General features: G+C 67.2%; 14 protein-coding genes. 4 read left to right on the top strand and 10 right to left on the bottom strand.

Going from position 1 to position 16,086, the window contains the following annotated elements:
* The first annotated feature begins 45 nt into the window (after positions 1-45).
* The 4 genes from hsaA (at position 46) to G6N09_RS06160 (ending at position 3,266) form a co-directional block, all read left to right on the top strand.
* Complete coding sequence (hsaA, locus tag G6N09_RS06175; protein WP_083027510.1) at positions 46-1,236, top strand: 3-hydroxy-9,10-secoandrosta-1,3,5(10)-triene-9,17-dione monooxygenase oxygenase subunit; 1,191 nt, start codon at positions 46-48, stop codon at positions 1,234-1,236.
* Between the two features lie 11 nt (positions 1,237-1,247).
* Positions 1,248-2,150 (top strand): iron-dependent extradiol dioxygenase HsaC, encoded by a 903-nt coding sequence (gene hsaC, locus G6N09_RS06170; RefSeq protein ID WP_083027509.1) that lies wholly within the window; start codon positions 1,248-1,250, stop codon positions 2,148-2,150.
* Positions 2,151-2,160: 10 nt separating this feature from the next.
* Positions 2,161-2,727, top strand: a complete 567-nt coding sequence (gene hsaB / locus G6N09_RS06165) for a 3-hydroxy-9,10-secoandrosta-1,3,5(10)-triene-9,17-dione monooxygenase reductase subunit (protein WP_083027508.1) — start codon at positions 2,161-2,163, stop codon at positions 2,725-2,727.
* Between the two features lie 68 nt (positions 2,728-2,795).
* Positions 2,796-3,266 (top strand): hypothetical protein, encoded by a 471-nt coding sequence (locus G6N09_RS06160; RefSeq protein WP_133053102.1) that lies wholly within the window; start codon positions 2,796-2,798, stop codon positions 3,264-3,266.
* Positions 3,267-3,317: 51 nt separating this feature from the next.
* Here G6N09_RS06160 and G6N09_RS06155 read toward each other — a convergent pair whose 3' ends face one another.
* The 10 genes from G6N09_RS06155 to fadD3 all read right to left on the bottom strand — a co-directional run bounded on the left by G6N09_RS06155 (position 3,318) and on the right by fadD3 (position 16,070).
* Complete coding sequence (locus tag G6N09_RS06155; RefSeq protein WP_163752686.1) at positions 3,318-5,969, bottom strand: helix-turn-helix transcriptional regulator; 2,652 nt, start codon at positions 5,967-5,969, stop codon at positions 3,318-3,320.
* Between the two features lie 392 nt (positions 5,970-6,361).
* Positions 6,362-7,654 (bottom strand): hypothetical protein, encoded by a 1,293-nt coding sequence (locus G6N09_RS06150; RefSeq protein ID WP_083027505.1) that lies wholly within the window; start codon positions 7,652-7,654, stop codon positions 6,362-6,364.
* A gap of 9 nt (positions 7,655-7,663) precedes the next feature.
* The gene (locus G6N09_RS06145; RefSeq protein ID WP_083027504.1) at positions 7,664-8,062 is read right to left on the bottom strand and encodes a heme-binding protein; all 399 of its coding nucleotides are present in this window, start codon (positions 8,060-8,062) and stop codon (positions 7,664-7,666) included.
* 44 nt (positions 8,063-8,106) lie between these two features.
* A complete protein-coding gene (locus G6N09_RS06140; protein ID WP_083027503.1) occupies positions 8,107-9,273 on the bottom strand; it encodes a pyridoxal phosphate-dependent aminotransferase in 1,167 nt (388 codons plus the stop codon).
* Positions 9,270-10,460, bottom strand: a complete 1,191-nt coding sequence (locus G6N09_RS06135; RefSeq protein WP_083027502.1) for an alpha/beta hydrolase family protein — start codon at positions 10,458-10,460, stop codon at positions 9,270-9,272. Before G6N09_RS06135 ends, G6N09_RS06140 begins: the two co-directional genes overlap by 4 nt.
* Complete coding sequence (locus tag G6N09_RS06130) at positions 10,457-11,443, bottom strand: bile salt hydrolase (protein WP_083027501.1); 987 nt, start codon at positions 11,441-11,443, stop codon at positions 10,457-10,459. Before G6N09_RS06130 ends, G6N09_RS06135 begins: the two co-directional genes overlap by 4 nt.
* Before the next feature lie 19 nt (positions 11,444-11,462).
* Entirely contained in the window at positions 11,463-12,413 is a 951-nt protein-coding gene (gene ipdE2 / locus G6N09_RS06125) for an acyl-CoA dehydrogenase IpdE2 (RefSeq protein WP_083027500.1), read from the bottom strand.
* 1 nt (position 12,414) lies between these two features.
* A complete protein-coding gene (locus G6N09_RS06120; RefSeq protein WP_083027499.1) occupies positions 12,415-13,380 on the bottom strand; it encodes an acyl-CoA dehydrogenase family protein in 966 nt (321 codons plus the stop codon).
* Entirely contained in the window at positions 13,377-14,510 is a 1,134-nt protein-coding gene (locus G6N09_RS06115) for an acyl-CoA dehydrogenase family protein (protein WP_083027498.1), read from the bottom strand. Before G6N09_RS06115 ends, G6N09_RS06120 begins: the two co-directional genes overlap by 4 nt.
* Positions 14,511-16,070 carry a 3-((3aS,4S,7aS)-7a-methyl-1,5-dioxo-octahydro-1H-inden-4-yl)propanoate--CoA ligase FadD3 gene (gene fadD3 / locus G6N09_RS06110; RefSeq protein ID WP_083027497.1) on the bottom strand — a complete coding sequence of 520 codons (1,560 nt, stop codon included), beginning with the start codon at positions 16,068-16,070 and terminating at the stop codon, positions 14,511-14,513.
* Positions 16,071-16,086 lie beyond the last annotated feature (16 nt).

Raw genomic sequence — 16,086 nt, 5'->3', positions numbered from 1 at the left:
GGAAAACGGGCCCGAAGAACCTGTTCAATCCTGGGAGGCAATCTAGTGACGTCCATTCAACAGCGTGACGCGCAGTCGGTGTTGGCCGCCATCGACGACCTTCTTCCGCAACTGCGTGAGCGCGCCCAGGAGACCGAAGACCTGCGCAAGCTGCCCGACGCCAACGTCGCGGCGCTCGAGGAGGCCGGCTTCTTCCGGCTGCTGCAGCCCGAACAGTGGGGCGGCCTGCAGTGCGACCCGACCGTCTTCTACGAGGCGGTGCGACGGCTGGCCAGCGCCTGCGGTTCCACCGGCTGGGTCGCCGGAATCATCGGCGTGCACAACTGGCACCTGGCGCTGTTCGACCAGCAGGCCCAGGAAGACGTCTGGGGTGAGGACACGAACGTCCGGATCTCCTCGTCCTACGCGCCGATGGGCGCCGGTGTCGTCACCGAGACCGCCGACGGCTACATCGTCAACGGTTCGTGGAACTGGTCGTCGGGCTGCGACCACGCCACGTGGGCGTTCCTGGGTGGCCCGGTGATCAAGGACGGCAAGCCGGTGGACTTCGGCAGCTTCCTGATCCCGATCTCCGACTACCGCATCGACGACGTCTGGCACGTGGTGGGCCTGCGCGGTACCGGCAGCAACACCGTCGTGGTCAAGGACGCCTTCGTGCCGAGGCACCGCTTCTTGTCCTACCGGGCGATGAATGACGGCACCGCCGGCGGTTACCAGACCAACACCGCTCCGGTCTACAAGATGCCGTGGGGCACTGTCCATCCCACCACCATCTCGACGCCGATCATGGGGATGGCCTATGGCGCCTACGAGGCGCACGTCGAGCACCAGGGCAAGCGGGTGCGTGCGGCGTTCGCCGGGGAGAAGGCCAAGGACGACCCATTCGCCAAGGTTCGGATCGCCGAGGCCGCCAGCGACATCGACGCCGGCTGGCGTCAGCTGATCGGCAACGTCGGCGACGAGTACGCACTGTTGGCCGCCGGCAAGGAGATCCCGTTCGAGCTGCGGGCCCGGGCCCGGCGCGACCAGGTGCGTGCCACCGGCCGGGCCATCGCCTCCATCGACCGGCTCTTCGAAGCCGCCGGTGCCACCGCGCTGTCGAACGACGCTCCGGTACAGCGGTTCTGGCGTGACGCCCACGCCGGTCGGGTGCACGCGGCCAACGATCCGGAACGGGCCTACATGATCTTCGGCAACCACGAGTTCGGGTTGCCGCCCGGCGACACCATGGTCTGAGGTATCCAGGCATGACGATGATCAAGGCGCTGGGTTACATGCGCATTGAGTCCACCGACGTCGCCGCATGGCGTGAGTTCGGGCTCAAGGTGCTCGGCATGGTTGAGGGTCAGGGCACAGTCCCGGGCGCGCTCTATCTGCGGATGGATGACGTCGCAGCCCGCTTGGTGATTGTTCCCGGCGAGAGTGACCGGCTCTTGGTCTCCGGCTGGGAGGTGGCGGACGCTCCGGCGCTGGAGCAGCTGCGGCAGACGTTGGTGGCCGCCGGTGTCGAGTTCGAGGAGGGCACCAAGGACGAGCTCCTTGACCGCAAGGTCGAGGGCCTGATCCGCTTCCAGGATCCTGCGGGCAACACGCTTGAGGCGTTCTATGGAATCCAGTATCTGGGCCGTCGGTTCGTCAGCCCGTACGGCCACACCTTCGTCACGGCGGAACAGGGGCTGGGGCACGTGGTCCTCACCTGCGACGACGATGCCGCGGCGCAGGCGTTCTACCAGGATGTGCTGGGCTTCCGGTTGCGCGACTCGATGCGGCTGCCCCCGCAGATCGCGGGCCGCCCGGCCGACGGCGACCCGGTATGGCTGCGTTTCTACGGCTGCAACCCGCGTCACCACGCGCTGGCGTTCATGCCCATGCCCAACCCCACCGGAATCGTGCACCTGATGGTCGAGGTGGAGAACTCCGACGACGTCGGGCTGTGCCTGGACCGTGCCAACCGTAGGAATGTGAAGATGTCGGCCACTCTGGGCCGCCACATCAACGACAAGATGCTGTCCTTCTACATGAAGACGCCAGGTGGCTTCGACATGGAATTCGGTTGTGAAGGACTGGAAGTCGAGGACGACAGCTGGATCGCCCGCGAGAGCGTCGGGATCAGCCTGTGGGGCCACGACTTCAGCGTCGGCTTCAAGTAGGCTGCGCGACATGACCGCACCGCAGATCGACCCCCGAGCATTCCGAAATGTGTTGGGCCAGTTCTGCACAGGCATCACGATCATCACCACCGTGGACGACGGTGCGCCGGTGGGCTTTGCCTGTCAATCGTTCGCCGCGCTGTCGCTGGACCCGCCGCTGGTGCTGTTTTGCCCGACCAAGCAGTCGCGGTCCTGGCAGGCCATCGAGTCCAGCGGGAAGTTCTGCGTCAACATCCTCGCTGAGGAACAGAAAGACGTCTGCGCGCGCTTCGGTTCCCGCGAGCCGGACAAGTTCGCCGGCGTGGACTGGAATCCGTCCCCGTTGGGCTCGCCGATCCTGGGCGGGTCCCTGGCCCACATCGACTGCACGGTGGCCTCGGTGCACGACGGGGGCGACCACTTCGTGGTGTTCGGTGCGGTGCAGTCGCTTTCGGATGTCCCCGAGGTCAAGCCGCGGCCGCTGCTGTTCTACCGCGGCGACTACACCGGTATCGAGCCGGACAAGACCACTCCGGCGCACTGGCGTGACGACCTGGAGGCCTTTCTCACCGCCACCACCGACGACACCTGGCTGTAAATCGTCGCCCGGCCGATCCCCGAGCCGAGTCTGCGATTCACCCCAGATGCTCGACTATCATGCTGCGGGTGAGGCGACTTGGTTGGTCGGCGGCGGCGACTCTGGGCTACGCCGCAGTGATGCTGGTGCTGGAGCGCGGGATGCGCAAGACAGGTGGACCTGGCATCATCCCGTTTGAACTGGCCGGCAACGCCGAACGGGCACAGGAGATCCTGACCGCGTGGGGCGAGCAGGGCCGACACTGGGCACGTTGGTCGCTGTGGCTCGACTTCGGCTACATGCTGACCTACGGGACCCTGGCGCTGTTGCTCATCGAGCGTGTCCGTAGCCGACGTGGCGATCCGATCGCGTTGCGGCTGGTACCGATCTGTGCCGTGGCCGGTGACGCGGTCGAAGGCGTGGCACTGCTCAAGGTGCTCGACGGGGTGAACCTGGACAGAAATGCCCGGCACGCCCGGGCCGCGGCGCTGGCGAAGTTCGTCTTGCTGGCCGTCGGGCTGGTCTATACCGTAGTCGGCGGCGTGCGCCCGCGATCGTGAACCGTACCAGCAGTGTTGGTGCTGCGCGGTAGTCCGAGACGTGTCGTCGATTTAAGGCGTCTCGCGGTTGACCAGTCGGCGACGTCGTCGGGTGCCGGGCGGATTGCCGTTCTGGGCGTGAAGCGCTGCTTCCCGGGCGAGTTGGACGCGTGATGATAGGCCGAGCTTGGTGTAGATGTGGCCGAGGTGGGCGTCCACCGTTCGGCTCGAGACGGACAGTTTCGCGGCGATCTCCTTGCTGCGCAGCCCTTCGCAGACGAGCCCGACGACGTTGATCTCGGCCGGGGTTAGTGCGGCCCAACCGATTGACGGCCGATTGTGTCCGGCACGGGTTTGGTTTGAGCACTGCTGTGTATGGGCGATCGCGCCAGCAGTCGACAATGCCGCACCTGCGGCCCAGGATTTCTGGAAGTCCTTCTCCGGCATAACTTCCCGCAGCGTGTCGAGCGCGGTGCGGTAGTCGGCGTCGTAGATCCTGTAGCGGACCGTACCGGTGTGCTCCCGGATTGCCTCCGCTGAGCCGAACAGCAGGGCCGCTTCGCGGTGATCACCAGAATCAATGGCCAGCGTTGCCAGGCACTCGATCACCTCAGGAACCCCTAGGTAGGCTCCGGCTCTCGCGGCGGTAGCCAGTGCATCATGCGCATCTCGTTCGGCCTGCTGCACCTTGCCTTCGGCGATCGCCACCCGGGTGCGTATCTCCAGCAGCATTGTTCGGTGTGCGCCGGACGCCACCGCGAGGGCTTCGTCGGCCCAGCGGCGTGCCGCGGTAACATCGCCGGCCGCCAATGCAGTTCTGGCGATGGGATTGCCGATTATTGCCATGGTCTCGGGCAGTGCGTCCGCCGCGCGTGCCGCTTCGCTGGCGGCCAGGGCCGCCGGTACGTCTCCGGCGGCCAGTAATGTTTCCGCTAACGCCCCGAGGCTAATGCTCTGGTTGTAAGCGACAAGACCGGAAGCGGCCGCGAGGCTGCCCTCCGCCGCAGCGTGCGCGCCCGTGATATCGCCCTGGCGCGCAAGGGCTTCGGCCAGGATCAGTAGCCTCTTTGAGCTGAACCACGGGTCGTGATCCGCCTCGGGTTCGGTACCCGATTCCCGCGCATGTGCAACAGCATTCGCCAGATCCCCGCTGAGCATGTGTGCGTACCCGATGCAGATAAGGCATAGCCGCCGAACGGCCCAGTCGCCGAGCGCATCGGCAAGGTCTTGTCCTTGTTCGGCGGCCCGGTACACCATGGCCGCATCGCCGGCGACGAAGGCAGCGTAGGCCTGTAACGCATATATCCGGCTTAACCGAGAGTCGTCGTCCAGGTTCGGGGCCAGTTCGATTGCTTCGGCGAAGTGCGGCAGTGCGATCTCGGGGCAGAAACAGTAGATGGCACCGCAGGCGGTCAGCGCCCAGGCGAGCAATGCCGGGTCGCCGAGTTCGCGCGCGATCGCAACGGCTTGCTCGGCCTGGTCGATGCCGGCATAGTCCCCGTTCCAGGTCGCGATGATCGTCTTGTCGGCGAGTGCGCGCGCCCGGATCGCAGGTGTCGCCGCGATGCTGTCGGTGAGGATGGCGTCAAGCCAGGCCAGCCCCTCCTGGGTCCGGCTGTGAATCCACAGCGGCAGTAGCGACGACGCCAAGCGGGCGGCGAACTCGACGCCGCCGTGTGTGCGGCTCCAGGTGAACGCGGACCGAAGATTGCCGATCTCGATCTCGGCGTGCTGGATGCTCCACCGATGACCGGTGGCCACCCGGTTTTCGAACCGGGCGGTGTAGTGCTCGCGATGGCGGGTGCGCACCGTGGCGGTTTCGCCGGCCGCATCCAGTTTCTCCAGCGCGTAGTGGCGGACCGTTTCCAGCATCCGGTAGCGCGTGGTCTGCTCGGTGTTGTCGGCCACCACAAGCGATTTGTCCACCAGCCCGATGAGGTTGTTGATGATCTGGTGGCGTGGCAGGTCAGCGTCGCCGGAGACCGCGTGGGCGGCATCGAGGTCGAATCCGCCCAGAAACACTGCCAGCCGGCGAAATACAACCTGTTCAGGTTCGCTGAGCAAGTCGTGCGACCAATCCACTGAGGCGCGCAGGGTCTGGTGGCGGGCCACCGCCGTGCGCGCACCCCCGGCCAACAGATCAAGCCGTTCACGCAGGCCGGCGACGATCTCGGGCAGGGACCATGCCCGCACCCGGGTGGCGGCCAGCTCGATTGCCAGCGGCAGCCCGTCGAGATGGCGGCAGATCTCTGCCACGGGGACGGCGGCGGCGCCGGTGCCGACGAAATCGGGCCGGACCAGCCGGGCCCGCTGGATGAACAAGTCGACTGCCTCGTCAGCCAGTGACAGCGACGGCGTCGCCCAGGTCACCTCGCCGGCCACCCCAATCGGTTCTCGACTGGTGGTGACAATTGTCAACCGGGAACCGGTCTCTAGCAGTGTGGTGATCAGCGCCGCGCAACCGTCCAGCAGATGCTCACAGTTGTCCAACACCAACAGCAGCTGTCGGTCGGCGATGAAACGAATCAGTGTTGCGGCTGCGGAATAGCCGGGCTGATCGGGCAGGCCCAACGTGTGTGCCACTCGATCGGCCACCAGGTCTGGATCGGTGATCGGCGCCAGATCCACCCACCACGTATCGTCGGCGAACCCGCCCACCGACTCGTCGGCCAGCTGCTGGGCCAGCCGAGTTTTGCCGACCCCGCCGGGGCCGACCAACGTCACGAGCCGATGATCACAGACGAGTCGCCGCAGCTCTGTCAGTTCGGTCTGGCGTCCCACGAAACTGGTCAGCTGCGCCGGAAGCCGACCACCGCCTGCCGTGGATCGGCTCCGCGGCGGGGGAAGGGCGTTGACAGGGTTGCTCTGGCCCTGCACGGCCGCCGGTGACACCGGGGGCGCGTCGAATTCGCTTGGGTCCAGCACGACCTATCCGCCCCTCAGAGGCCATGGCCACTCGTCGACAGAGCGGGAAACCACGACGCAGTCGTTACGAACTTCCACCGATCCTGTCCGACGCTACCAGGGGATATTGCGAGTTTTTGCTGATGCCGCTGGAGGCCATCGCTTCTGCATGGCGCACACCTGCTGCCAGGCCGGGGTCGGCTTGTGGCGTGTCACGTCGTGAGATTCCCACTCGGGGTGTGCCAGCATCGCTGATGCTCGGCATGGGTGCGCAGGTACGCGCCAGGACCGTAGAACGCGTCGTAGAACTCGGTGTCCAGATGCTGGGCCTGCAGGTACATCAGTACGTGCACGGTCGGGACGGTGCCCGGCAACTTGCCGAAGGTGTCGTAGATGTAGGACGCCTCGCAGGTGACCAGGTCGGCGATGCCGTCGGGCGGCAATGCCGAACCGCGCACCGTCGCATTGTCGGTCCACGGGCCCGCTGTGTCGGGGTGCGACGGCCCGCCCGGACCGAACTTGCGGGCCACCAGCTTTCCGACCGCCTCGGCGACCGAAGTGACATGCGGCGGGCTCAGCGTCTCGAAATAGCCGGGCAATCCGGTGACATTCGGAAACGGCCACCGCGGGTCGGTATCGGCGACAAAACCCAGTCCGGGCGCGCGCGGGTCACCTGATCCGCCCAGTACGGACAGCCGGTCCAGGCCGTCGAAGATCCAGCCGCCCAAGCCCATTGCCTGCAGGCCGAGCGCCCCGTTGTGCGCCGCGATGGACAGCTCGGCGCTGGCCTCGGTCAGGGTGTACTGCTCGACGAACGACAGGGGTATCGGGTCGTCAGCGTGGGCCAGACCGGAAAACGCTTGTACGACTGGTATTTCGCGACCGTGGATGTCGTCGCGGATCGGATATCCGTTGGCCGCGAAGAACCACAGATTCTCCAGCAGGTGTTCGGCCAGGTCCGCCACATTGAACGCCAGCAGACTGCCCGGGTGATTGACGATCCAGGTGTTGTGGCCCTCCATGTAGGGCTCTTCCCGGGGCAGTTCCAGCCGGGAATCCGAAATCTGCACATAGGAGTCGGCGGTTTGGCCGATCCATTCCTCGATGGTGTCGAAGGCCCGCGCTTCGGTGTCGCGATTGGGCAGCAGGTAGCAGCCGGTGTCGTCGGTGAAGAACAACTGGCTGGTGTGAAAGCCCGCGGCCGAAGGCATGGCCCGCCCGGTGGCGCTGCCGGGATAGTTCGGCAGCGCCGGAGCGTACCCGGGGTGGTGTGCGATCCCGTCGTGCCAGCCGGTGACGCCGGACATCAGCGACAGCAGCAGGGCCCGCTCCACCTCCGACAACGGCTGCACCGGACGACGGCTGCGGTAGGCCAGCGCGCCGGCCGGAATGGCGCCGCCCACCGGAAACCGTCGCGATCGGCGTCCGGTGATGGCCGCGAACAGCCCGAAGCGGGCCGCCTGTGCCAGCGCGGCCCGCTCGTGCTCGGTGATGACCAGGGCCATTGCCCGGGCCTACTTGCTGACGGTCTCCAGCAGGGTGGCCAGCTGGGTGGGCGACACCGCGAGCCCGCACTGGCTCTTCAAGTCGGTCAACGGCTGAGCGATGCCCTGCAGGGTCGACAGCTGGTCCAGGTGGCCGATGAAGTAACCCTGCACCGTGGACTTGGCCTGGTCCGGGGGCATGCTGGCCGCGGAGGTCAGCACGCTGTCGGTCTCCGGGTGGTCGTGCAGGAAGCCGCCGGCCTGGCTCAGCACACCGCTGGCCGTGCTGGCCAGCCCCGCGGCCGTGCAGGAGTCGGGCGCAGCGTCGGCCGGCGAGGTGAGTCCGGCGGTCGCGGCAGCGGCGACGGCACCCAGGATGCCTACGGTCGCCGCGCCAAGCGCCAGCCGAGAAGTGGTGGTCGTGCGCATAGCAATGGTCCCTTCGATCAGGTATTTCCTGCTTGCGGCTAAACCTACCCGAGTTGCAGCCAGCCGCGGAGCCGGCGCAGTGCCTCCTCGATGTCGGCGGTCGGCCCGGCGAACGACAGACGCACGCAGGTGTTGCCGCGTTCGGTGTCGAAGTCGACGCCCGGGGCCAGCGCCAGACCGGTGTCGTCCAGCAGGCGGGCCCAGAACGTCAGGGAGTCGTCGGTGTGTGCTGCCACGTCGGCGTAGACATAGAACGCGCCGTCGGTGGGGGCGAGCCGGTCGATGCCCATGGCTCGCAGCCCGTCCAGCAGCAGGGCCCGGTTGGCGGCGTAGTGCCGCAGGTGGCCTTGCGCTTCGGCGATGGCCGCAGGGGTGAAGGCCGCGACCGCGGCGTGCTGGGCCAGCACCGGAGGGCAGATGGTGAAGTTGCCGGTCAGGCAGTCGACGGCGCGGCGTAGCGCAGGCGGTACCAGCAGCCAACCCAGCCGCCACCCGGTCATGGCGAAGTACTTCGAAAAGCTGTTGGCCACGACTGCGTTGCGCGATGTCTCCCAGGCGCAGCTGGTCTCTGGCGCGCCGTCATAGACCAGGCCGTGGTACACCTCATCGCTGATCAGCCGTACCCCAGCGTCATCGCACCAGGCGGCGATGGCGGCCAGCTCAGCTGGTTCGAGCACGGTGCCGGTCGGGTTGGCCGGGCTGGCGACGATCACCCCGGCCAAGGGGCCTTCGATCTCGGCCAACATCGCTGCGGTGGGCTGGAAACGGGTTTCGGGCCCGCACGCGATCTCGACGACTTCGCAGCCCAGAGCGGTCAGGATGTTGCGATAGCAGGGATAACCCGGGCTGGCGATTGCGACCCGGTCGCCGGCGTCGAAACACGCCAGGAACGCCAGCAGGAAACCCCCCGACGAACCCGTGGTGACGACCACATCGTCGGGCTCGACAGACAGCCCATAGCGATCGGCATACGAGGCGGCGATGGCTGAGCGCAGTTCCGGGGTGCCCAGCGCGACGGTATAGCCCAACTGGTTGGCTTGCAGAGCCCTCGCGGCAGCGGCGCGCACCGGTTCGGGGGCGCCGACGCTGGGCTGGCCGGCCGACAGGTTCACCAGATCGCCATGGGTGCGTTGGCGTTCGGCCGCGGCCAGCCAGACGTCCATGACGTGGAAGGGCGGGATGCCTGCGCGCAGAGACACGCGATCGGTCACGAGCCGTCCTCCGTCATGATGCGATGCATGAAGCGGGTGGAGTCGGGCATTGAGGCGAGCACGGTGCCGGAATGGTCCTGGTCGGGGTAGATGTGCAACTCGACATCCTGGTGATGATCGACGAGCTGCTGATACAGCGTCTGCGTGGATTGTGGCGGGACGTCGGTATCGAGCAGGCCGTGCCCCAGAAAGATCGGCCGGTCATATCCGTCCGTCGGGGTGCCCATGAAGGCATCGAGCGCCGGGCCGACGCCCTCCAGCGACGCGACCGGAGCGCTGAAGAGCTCGTCGATCCTGGTTCCCGCCACCTGCCGGTCCAATTCGGGCTTGCAGACGGTCTCGGCCCGGTCGGCCAGTTCACGGCCGCGCGGCGTCAGCACCGTGTCGACGGGAATGGCGGGCAGCCCTTCGCGCAACGCCGCGACGATGTAGGCCGTGTAGCTGATCGCGGCGGCAGGAACCGGTCGCGGAGGTAGATCGGGGCCGGCTTCCATGACGACTCGCTCCATGTTGGCCGGTGTTCCGGTGGCCACCACGCCCCGGTAGTCCAGGCCGGCGCCGGCGCCGAGCCGGGTGGCCCACCAGGCGCTGTTGATCGCCGCTCCGCCGCCCTGGGATTGGCCGACGATCGCCCACTTGGGCGACAGCGGCAGGTCCATCTGGTGGACGGCCCGTACGGAGTCGATCACCGCGTGTGCCTCGGTGACGCTGTTGAGATAGCTCATCAATCCCGGAGTGCCCAGACCGGCGTAATCGGTACCGACCACCACGTAGCCCTGATCCAGCCAATGTGACAGGTACTCGTTGTCGCGGGGGCTGCGTGGTCGGGCTGACGGGGTGCAGTCGTCGCCCAGGCCGACGGTGCCGTGCGCCCACGCAATCACCGGCCATCCTCCGGCCGGGGGTGCACCGTGCGGTACGAAGACCGCTGCCGTGCTCACCGCAGGTCGGTCATGTTGGTCCTGGGTGGCGTACAGGATCCGGAAGGCCGTGGCGGCGCCGGTCACCGACAGGGCCGGGTCCAGCGGGACCGCAGTGATCAGACTCCCTTCGGCGGGAATGGGGCCGGCGTAGTTGCGTGCGTCCAGTCCCGACCACTGCGGTGCCGGTTCCGCCGCAGCGGGCGCGGCAAACACCAGGGCGGCCAGCGCCACCGACAGCAACGCGGTGCGGCGAGGTGACGTCACCTGTTCAATCCGAGGAACGTGAATGCTTCGGCCACTTCGAAACTCGACGACGTCTCGCCGGCATAGACATTGCTGTCGTCGGAGCCAAGGTCCAGCTTGCGCACCGGGGCGCCGTCGCTGAAGTCGAGCTTGTTCAGGTCCACCCAGAACACATTGGGCGTCAGGGCCGACTCGAAGCAGTAGAGCTTGCGGGTGTGGTGCGCGACGGTACGCCACCGGGTGGAGGAGATGTTGGGCTCGTTCGGCGTGGAGATGCCGAACGGTACCGAGACGTTGCGTACGACACTGAGCACCGACGCGAGTGCGATCTTGAGGTCCTCGGACTTCGGTATCGCATTGACGTAGAACGAGGCCCGCGCGAAGCGATCCGCGGCCCGGTTGGTTCCCGGCAACATGACAGTGCCGCCCAGCTGCTCCCAGTAGGAGTTCACCGCAAGCTGTTGTTCGAATATCGGCGAGTTCGTCATCACCTGGTACTCGCGGCCGTGGTGGATGACCTGTTTGCCGTCAACGTATTCCACGATGGCGCTGTCGCCTGTCGCATCCGACAGTGACAGATGCAGCGTGGCCAGGCGGTCTTCACCGGGCACGCCGTCGGTGACCACCTCGAATGGCTCGGCACTTAAGGCCTCGACGGCTTCGGCCACGGTGGCGAAGTTATCCAGGACATACTGGGCCCAGATGGAGATGCACAGTCCGGGGCGGCTGCCGTCGTAGGGCGGGTACACCGATTCGGCCAGCCAGAGCAGGTTTGCCGACAATCCGGCTTCATTCAGTCCGTCGGTGGTGCAGATGTTGTAGCCGGTGGCCACCACACTGCCGTATTTCGCAGTCCATTCGATCGAGTTGGCGCCGGCCCGGCCGTCGCGTTTCACGCCGCGCGGCATCGACCACAGGTCGGTCGCCAAATCCAGCTTCCAGTCCATCGATCGACCGGTGACGATGTTGCCGTTGGGTCCGAGGTAAACCAGGCGAGTACACATGCCGCTACCGTACGGGCCTTCAGATCACCTCGGCCTGCAACCGGCGAAGATGGTGTGCCGGCTGGCCGAAGAGCTGCGAACTTCCGTGCGCGCGTTTGAAGTACAGCTGGATGTCGCTTTCCCAGGTGATCGCGATGCCGCCGTGCAGCTGGACCGCTTCGCCGGCCACCTTGGTGAACGCCTCGCTGGCGACCACGCGTGCCAGTGCCGCCGACGTCGCCGACGGCTCGGCGATCGCGTCATCGACCACGGCACGAGCTGCCGACACCGCCACGTACAAGTCGGCCATCCGGTGCTTGAGCGCTTGGAAGCTGCCGATCGGCCGGCCGAACTGAACCCGGCTCTTGGTGTACTCGACGGTCAGATCCAGGCAGCGGGCGGCCGCACCGATCTGTTCGGCGGCCAGCAGGATCGCCGCGTAGTCCGCGATGCCCGGGTCATCCCCGAGGGGTGCGGTCGCTGTGGCACTGATCCGGCCCAGACGGCGGGTGGGGTCCATGGTGGTCACCGGCTCGGTGCTGAATTCAGTCCAACGATGCAGCTGACCGTCCTGGGCGGCCACGGCGATGTCGGCGATGTCGCCGTTGACCGCGTAGCCGTCGTCGAAGACGACCGCGCCGATGGCGCCACCCTCGGCGAGCTGCTCCAGCGCCTCGGCGTCGGGTTCGGGGACGGCCAGCAGCGCCAACTCGGCCAGGATGGTGCCCAGCAGCGGTGTGGGCACCAATGCCTTCCCCAGCTCCTCGAGAACCACTGCGGCATCGCCCAGTTCGCCGCCGGCGCCGCCGAGCTCCTCAGGGACTACCAGGGCAGCGGCGCCCACCTGCTCGCACAGCAGTTGCCACAGCGCCGGGTCGTAGCCGAGGTCGGATTCCATGGCCGAACGAACCGCTTCGGGCGTGGCATGTTTGTCGACCAGCGCCGCCACGGTCTGGCGCAGCAGGTCGCGTTCGTCGTTACGGGCCGCCATTTCAGATCGCCTCCAACACTCGCCGCCGGTGTGCGGTCGGGTCGCCCCACGCGGGTCGCAGGGCCTGCACGCGTAGCAGCCACAGCGACAGGTCGCATTCGCTGGTGAAGCCGATGGCGCCGTGGGTCTGCAGTGCCGAATGCGCGGCCAGCAGAGCGGCGTCGGATGCGGCCACCTTGGCGGCGCTGACGTCGCGGGAGGCCTCGGGGCTGTCCTGTGATACTGAGATCGCCGCCCCGTACACCAACGGGCGGGCCAGCTCAAGCGCGATGTGCACGTCGGCCAGCTTGTGCTTGATGGCCTGGTAGCCGCCGATCACCCGACCGAACTGGGTGCGCTGCTTGGCGTAGTCCACGGCGATGTTCAACATCGCCTGACCAGCCCCGACCAGCTGTGCGGCGGTGGACAGGGCGCCCATCTCATAGGCGCGGCCGGTCTCGGAGTCCCAGCTTGCCCCGGTTGCGGCGACATCGAAGATTCCGCGGCTGGGGTCCACTGAGGCGTGACGGGTGCCGGCCTGTGCGATCGACGCTGTCCCGTTCTCGGCGAGCAGGACCAGGTCGGCGTGGTCAGCGTCGACCGCGCGTGGGGTGTGCGGCGGAAGTGCCACGGTGGCGATCAGCTCGCCGGCGGCCAGTCCGGCCAGCTGAGAGCCGCCATCGGGTGACCCGGCCAGCAGGATCGGCGCCACCGCAATGGATTCCACTACCGGCCCCGGGACACACCAGCGACCCAGTGCTTCGATGGCCAGCACTACGTCGACGGGGTCGGCGCCGATACCGTCGAACTCTTCGGGCACCGCCAGCGCGGTCACACCGAGCTCGGTCAGTTGGTTCCACACCCGACGGCCCGGCTCTGCGTCACCCTGGGACCAGGCCCGCACCGCGCCAGGCACGTCGGCGGCGCCCAGCGCGGCGTCGATGCTGGCCGCGAAGTCGCGCTGATCTTGGTCTAGATCGAATCTCATTTCTTCTCCCGGGGCAGGCCCAGCAGCCGCTCGGCGATGATATTGCGCTGAATCTCGTTGGTGCCGGCGTAGATCGGCCCGCCGAGAGAGAACAGGTAGCCGTGAGACCAGGCGTCGGCGAGCTCGCCGTCGGCGCCGCGGAGGTCCAAGCCGGTCTGGTGCAGGGCGACGTCGAGCTCGGACCAGAACACCTTGGTCACCGAGGATTCCGCGCCCAGCTCACCCCCGGCCGCCAGCCGGGTCACCGTTCCGAACGTCTGTAACCGGTAGGCCTGAGCCTTGATCCAGGCGTCGGCCACCCGGTCGGTGTATACCGGATCGCTGCCGCGTTCCTTCCACATGGCGGCCAGCTTCTCCGCGCCCACCAGGAATCGGGCAGGGCTGCGAAGGCTCATGCCACGCTCGTTGCTCGACGTGCTCATCGCGGCGCGCCAGCCCTCGTTCGGCACGCCGATCACGTCGTTGTCCGGCACGAAGACGTCGTCGAGGAAGATCTCGCCGAAGCCCGTCTCGCCGCCGAGCTGCTCGATGGCGCGCACGGTGATTCCGTCGGCCTTCAGGTCGAACATGAAGTAGGTCAGGCCGTTGTGGCGCTGCGCCTGTGGGTCGGAGCGGAACAGTCCGAAGCCCCGCTCGCCGAATGGGGCGCGCGAACTCCAGATCTTCTGCCCGTTGAGTTTCCAACCGCCCTCGACCTTGGTCGCGGTCGAGCGCAGCGACGCCAGGTCACTGCCGGACTCCGGCTCCGACCATGCCTGCGCCCAGATCTCCTCGCCGGAGGCCATTTTCGGCAGGATGCGGTCCAGCTGCTCCTGCGTGCCGTGCGCGAAGAGTGTCGGCGCCAGCATCGAGGTGCCGTTGGCGCTGGCGCGCCCGGGTGCACCGGAGCGGAAGTACTCCTCCTCGTACACCACCCACTGCAGCATGCTGGCGTCGCGCCCGCCGTACTTCTTCGGCCAGGCGATCACCGACAGGCCGGCGTCGAAAAGCACCTTGTCCCACTGGCGGTGCTGTTCGAAACCTGCGGCGGTGTCGTAGGACAAGAGAGGGAACTTGTCGGAGTTCGCGGCCAGGAAGTCGCGGACCTCCATCCGGAACTCGTCGACCTCTGCGTCAATATTCAGGTCCATCTAGGCCCACTCTCTCAATTCATGCTTGACCACCTTGCCGCCGGGATTGCGCGGTAGGGAGTCTGTGAAGGTCACCGAGCGCGGTGCCTTGAAGTTCGCGAGATGTTCACGGGCGTAAGCGATCACCGTCTGCTCATCGAGCGCCTCCGCGCCGGCCCGTCGCACGACGAACGCCCGGCCCACTTCGCCCAGCCGTTCGTCGGGCACACCGATCACCGCCACGTCGGCCACTCCGTCGAGGCGGGCCAGGGCCTGTTCGATCTCGGCGGGATAGACGTTGAAGCCGCCGCAGATATACATGTCTTTGAGCCGGTCGGTGATGCGCAGGTTTCCGGCCGCGTCCACTGTCCCGATGTCGCCGGTATGCAGCCAGCCGTCTGCGTCGACGGCCGCGGCGGTGGCCTCGGGGTCGTCGAGATATCCGAGCATGATGTTGGCGCTGCGTAGCAGAACTTCGCCGGAATCCGTTTCGCCGCCGGTGCTTTCCAATCGCAGCTCAAAGTCGCCGATGGGGCGACCGCAGGTGGTGGCGACGGTCACGGCGTCGTCATCGGCGCGGCACATGGTGCCGAACCCACCGGACTCGGTCAGGCCGTAGGCGGTGAGGACGATATCGATGTCCAGTTCGGTCTGCATCCGCTCGATGAGCACTACCGGCACGGTGGCCGCTCCGGTCACTGCGAAGCGCAGCGAACTCAGGTCGTATCGGTCGCGGTCGGGGTGATCCAGCAAGGTCTGATAAATGGTCGGCGGGCCAGGCAACACGGTGATCCGGTGGGATTCGATGGCGCGCAGCGCGGCGGCCGCGTCGAAGGTCACCTGGGGGATCAAGGTGGCCCCGGTCTGCAGACAGGCCAAGATGCCGGCCTTGTAGCCGAAGTTGTGGAAAAACGGATTGATGCACAGGTAGCGGTCCTGCGCGGTCATCTCACCGCATGCCGCCCAGGCCGCCGGGCCGGCCAGCGACTGCCGATGGGCGCAGAGCACGCCCTTGCTGCGCCCGGTGGTGCCGGAGGTGAACAGGATGTCCGACAGATCGTCTGGGCTTACCGCGGTGGCGCGGGCGTCGACATCGGTGTCGGGCACGGACGCCCCTGCGGCTATGAACTCGTCCCACGATGCCGCCGCACCCGCGTCGTCGTCTTGGACGGGCACCCGGACGACGTGCTGCAGGTCGGGGAGTTGGCCGCGGTCGAGCTCGGTGAGCCTGTCGGCCTTGAGGAATCGGCCCATGCCGACCAGGACCTTGGCATTGCTGCGGGCCATGATGTCGGTGGCCTCGGCCGCCGTGTAGCGGGTGTTCAGCGGCACCAGCACGCCGCCGGCGTAGTGCGTCCCCAAGCACGTGATGACCCAGTGCCAGGTGTTGGGCGACCACAGGGCGACACGGTCGCCGGGCGCCACGCCGAGGGCGATCAAGGCGGCGGCGGCCCGCCGGACCTCGTCACGCAGCTCTGCGTAGGTGAAGCGTCGGTCCTCGGTGACCAGGGCGTCGTGGTCGGGGAGGGTGCTCGCGATGTGGTCCAGGGCCGCAGGTGTGGTCTGCGGTTCTGTGCTCATGGGCGCCACTCCTCCT

Origin of the sequence: Mycolicibacter minnesotensis, assembly GCF_010731755.1 — a bacterium.
GTDB classification, from domain to species: domain Bacteria; phylum Actinomycetota; class Actinomycetes; order Mycobacteriales; family Mycobacteriaceae; genus Mycobacterium; species Mycobacterium minnesotense.
Note: the sequence above shows the minus strand (reverse complement) of the source record. Positions and strands in the feature narration are given on the sequence as shown.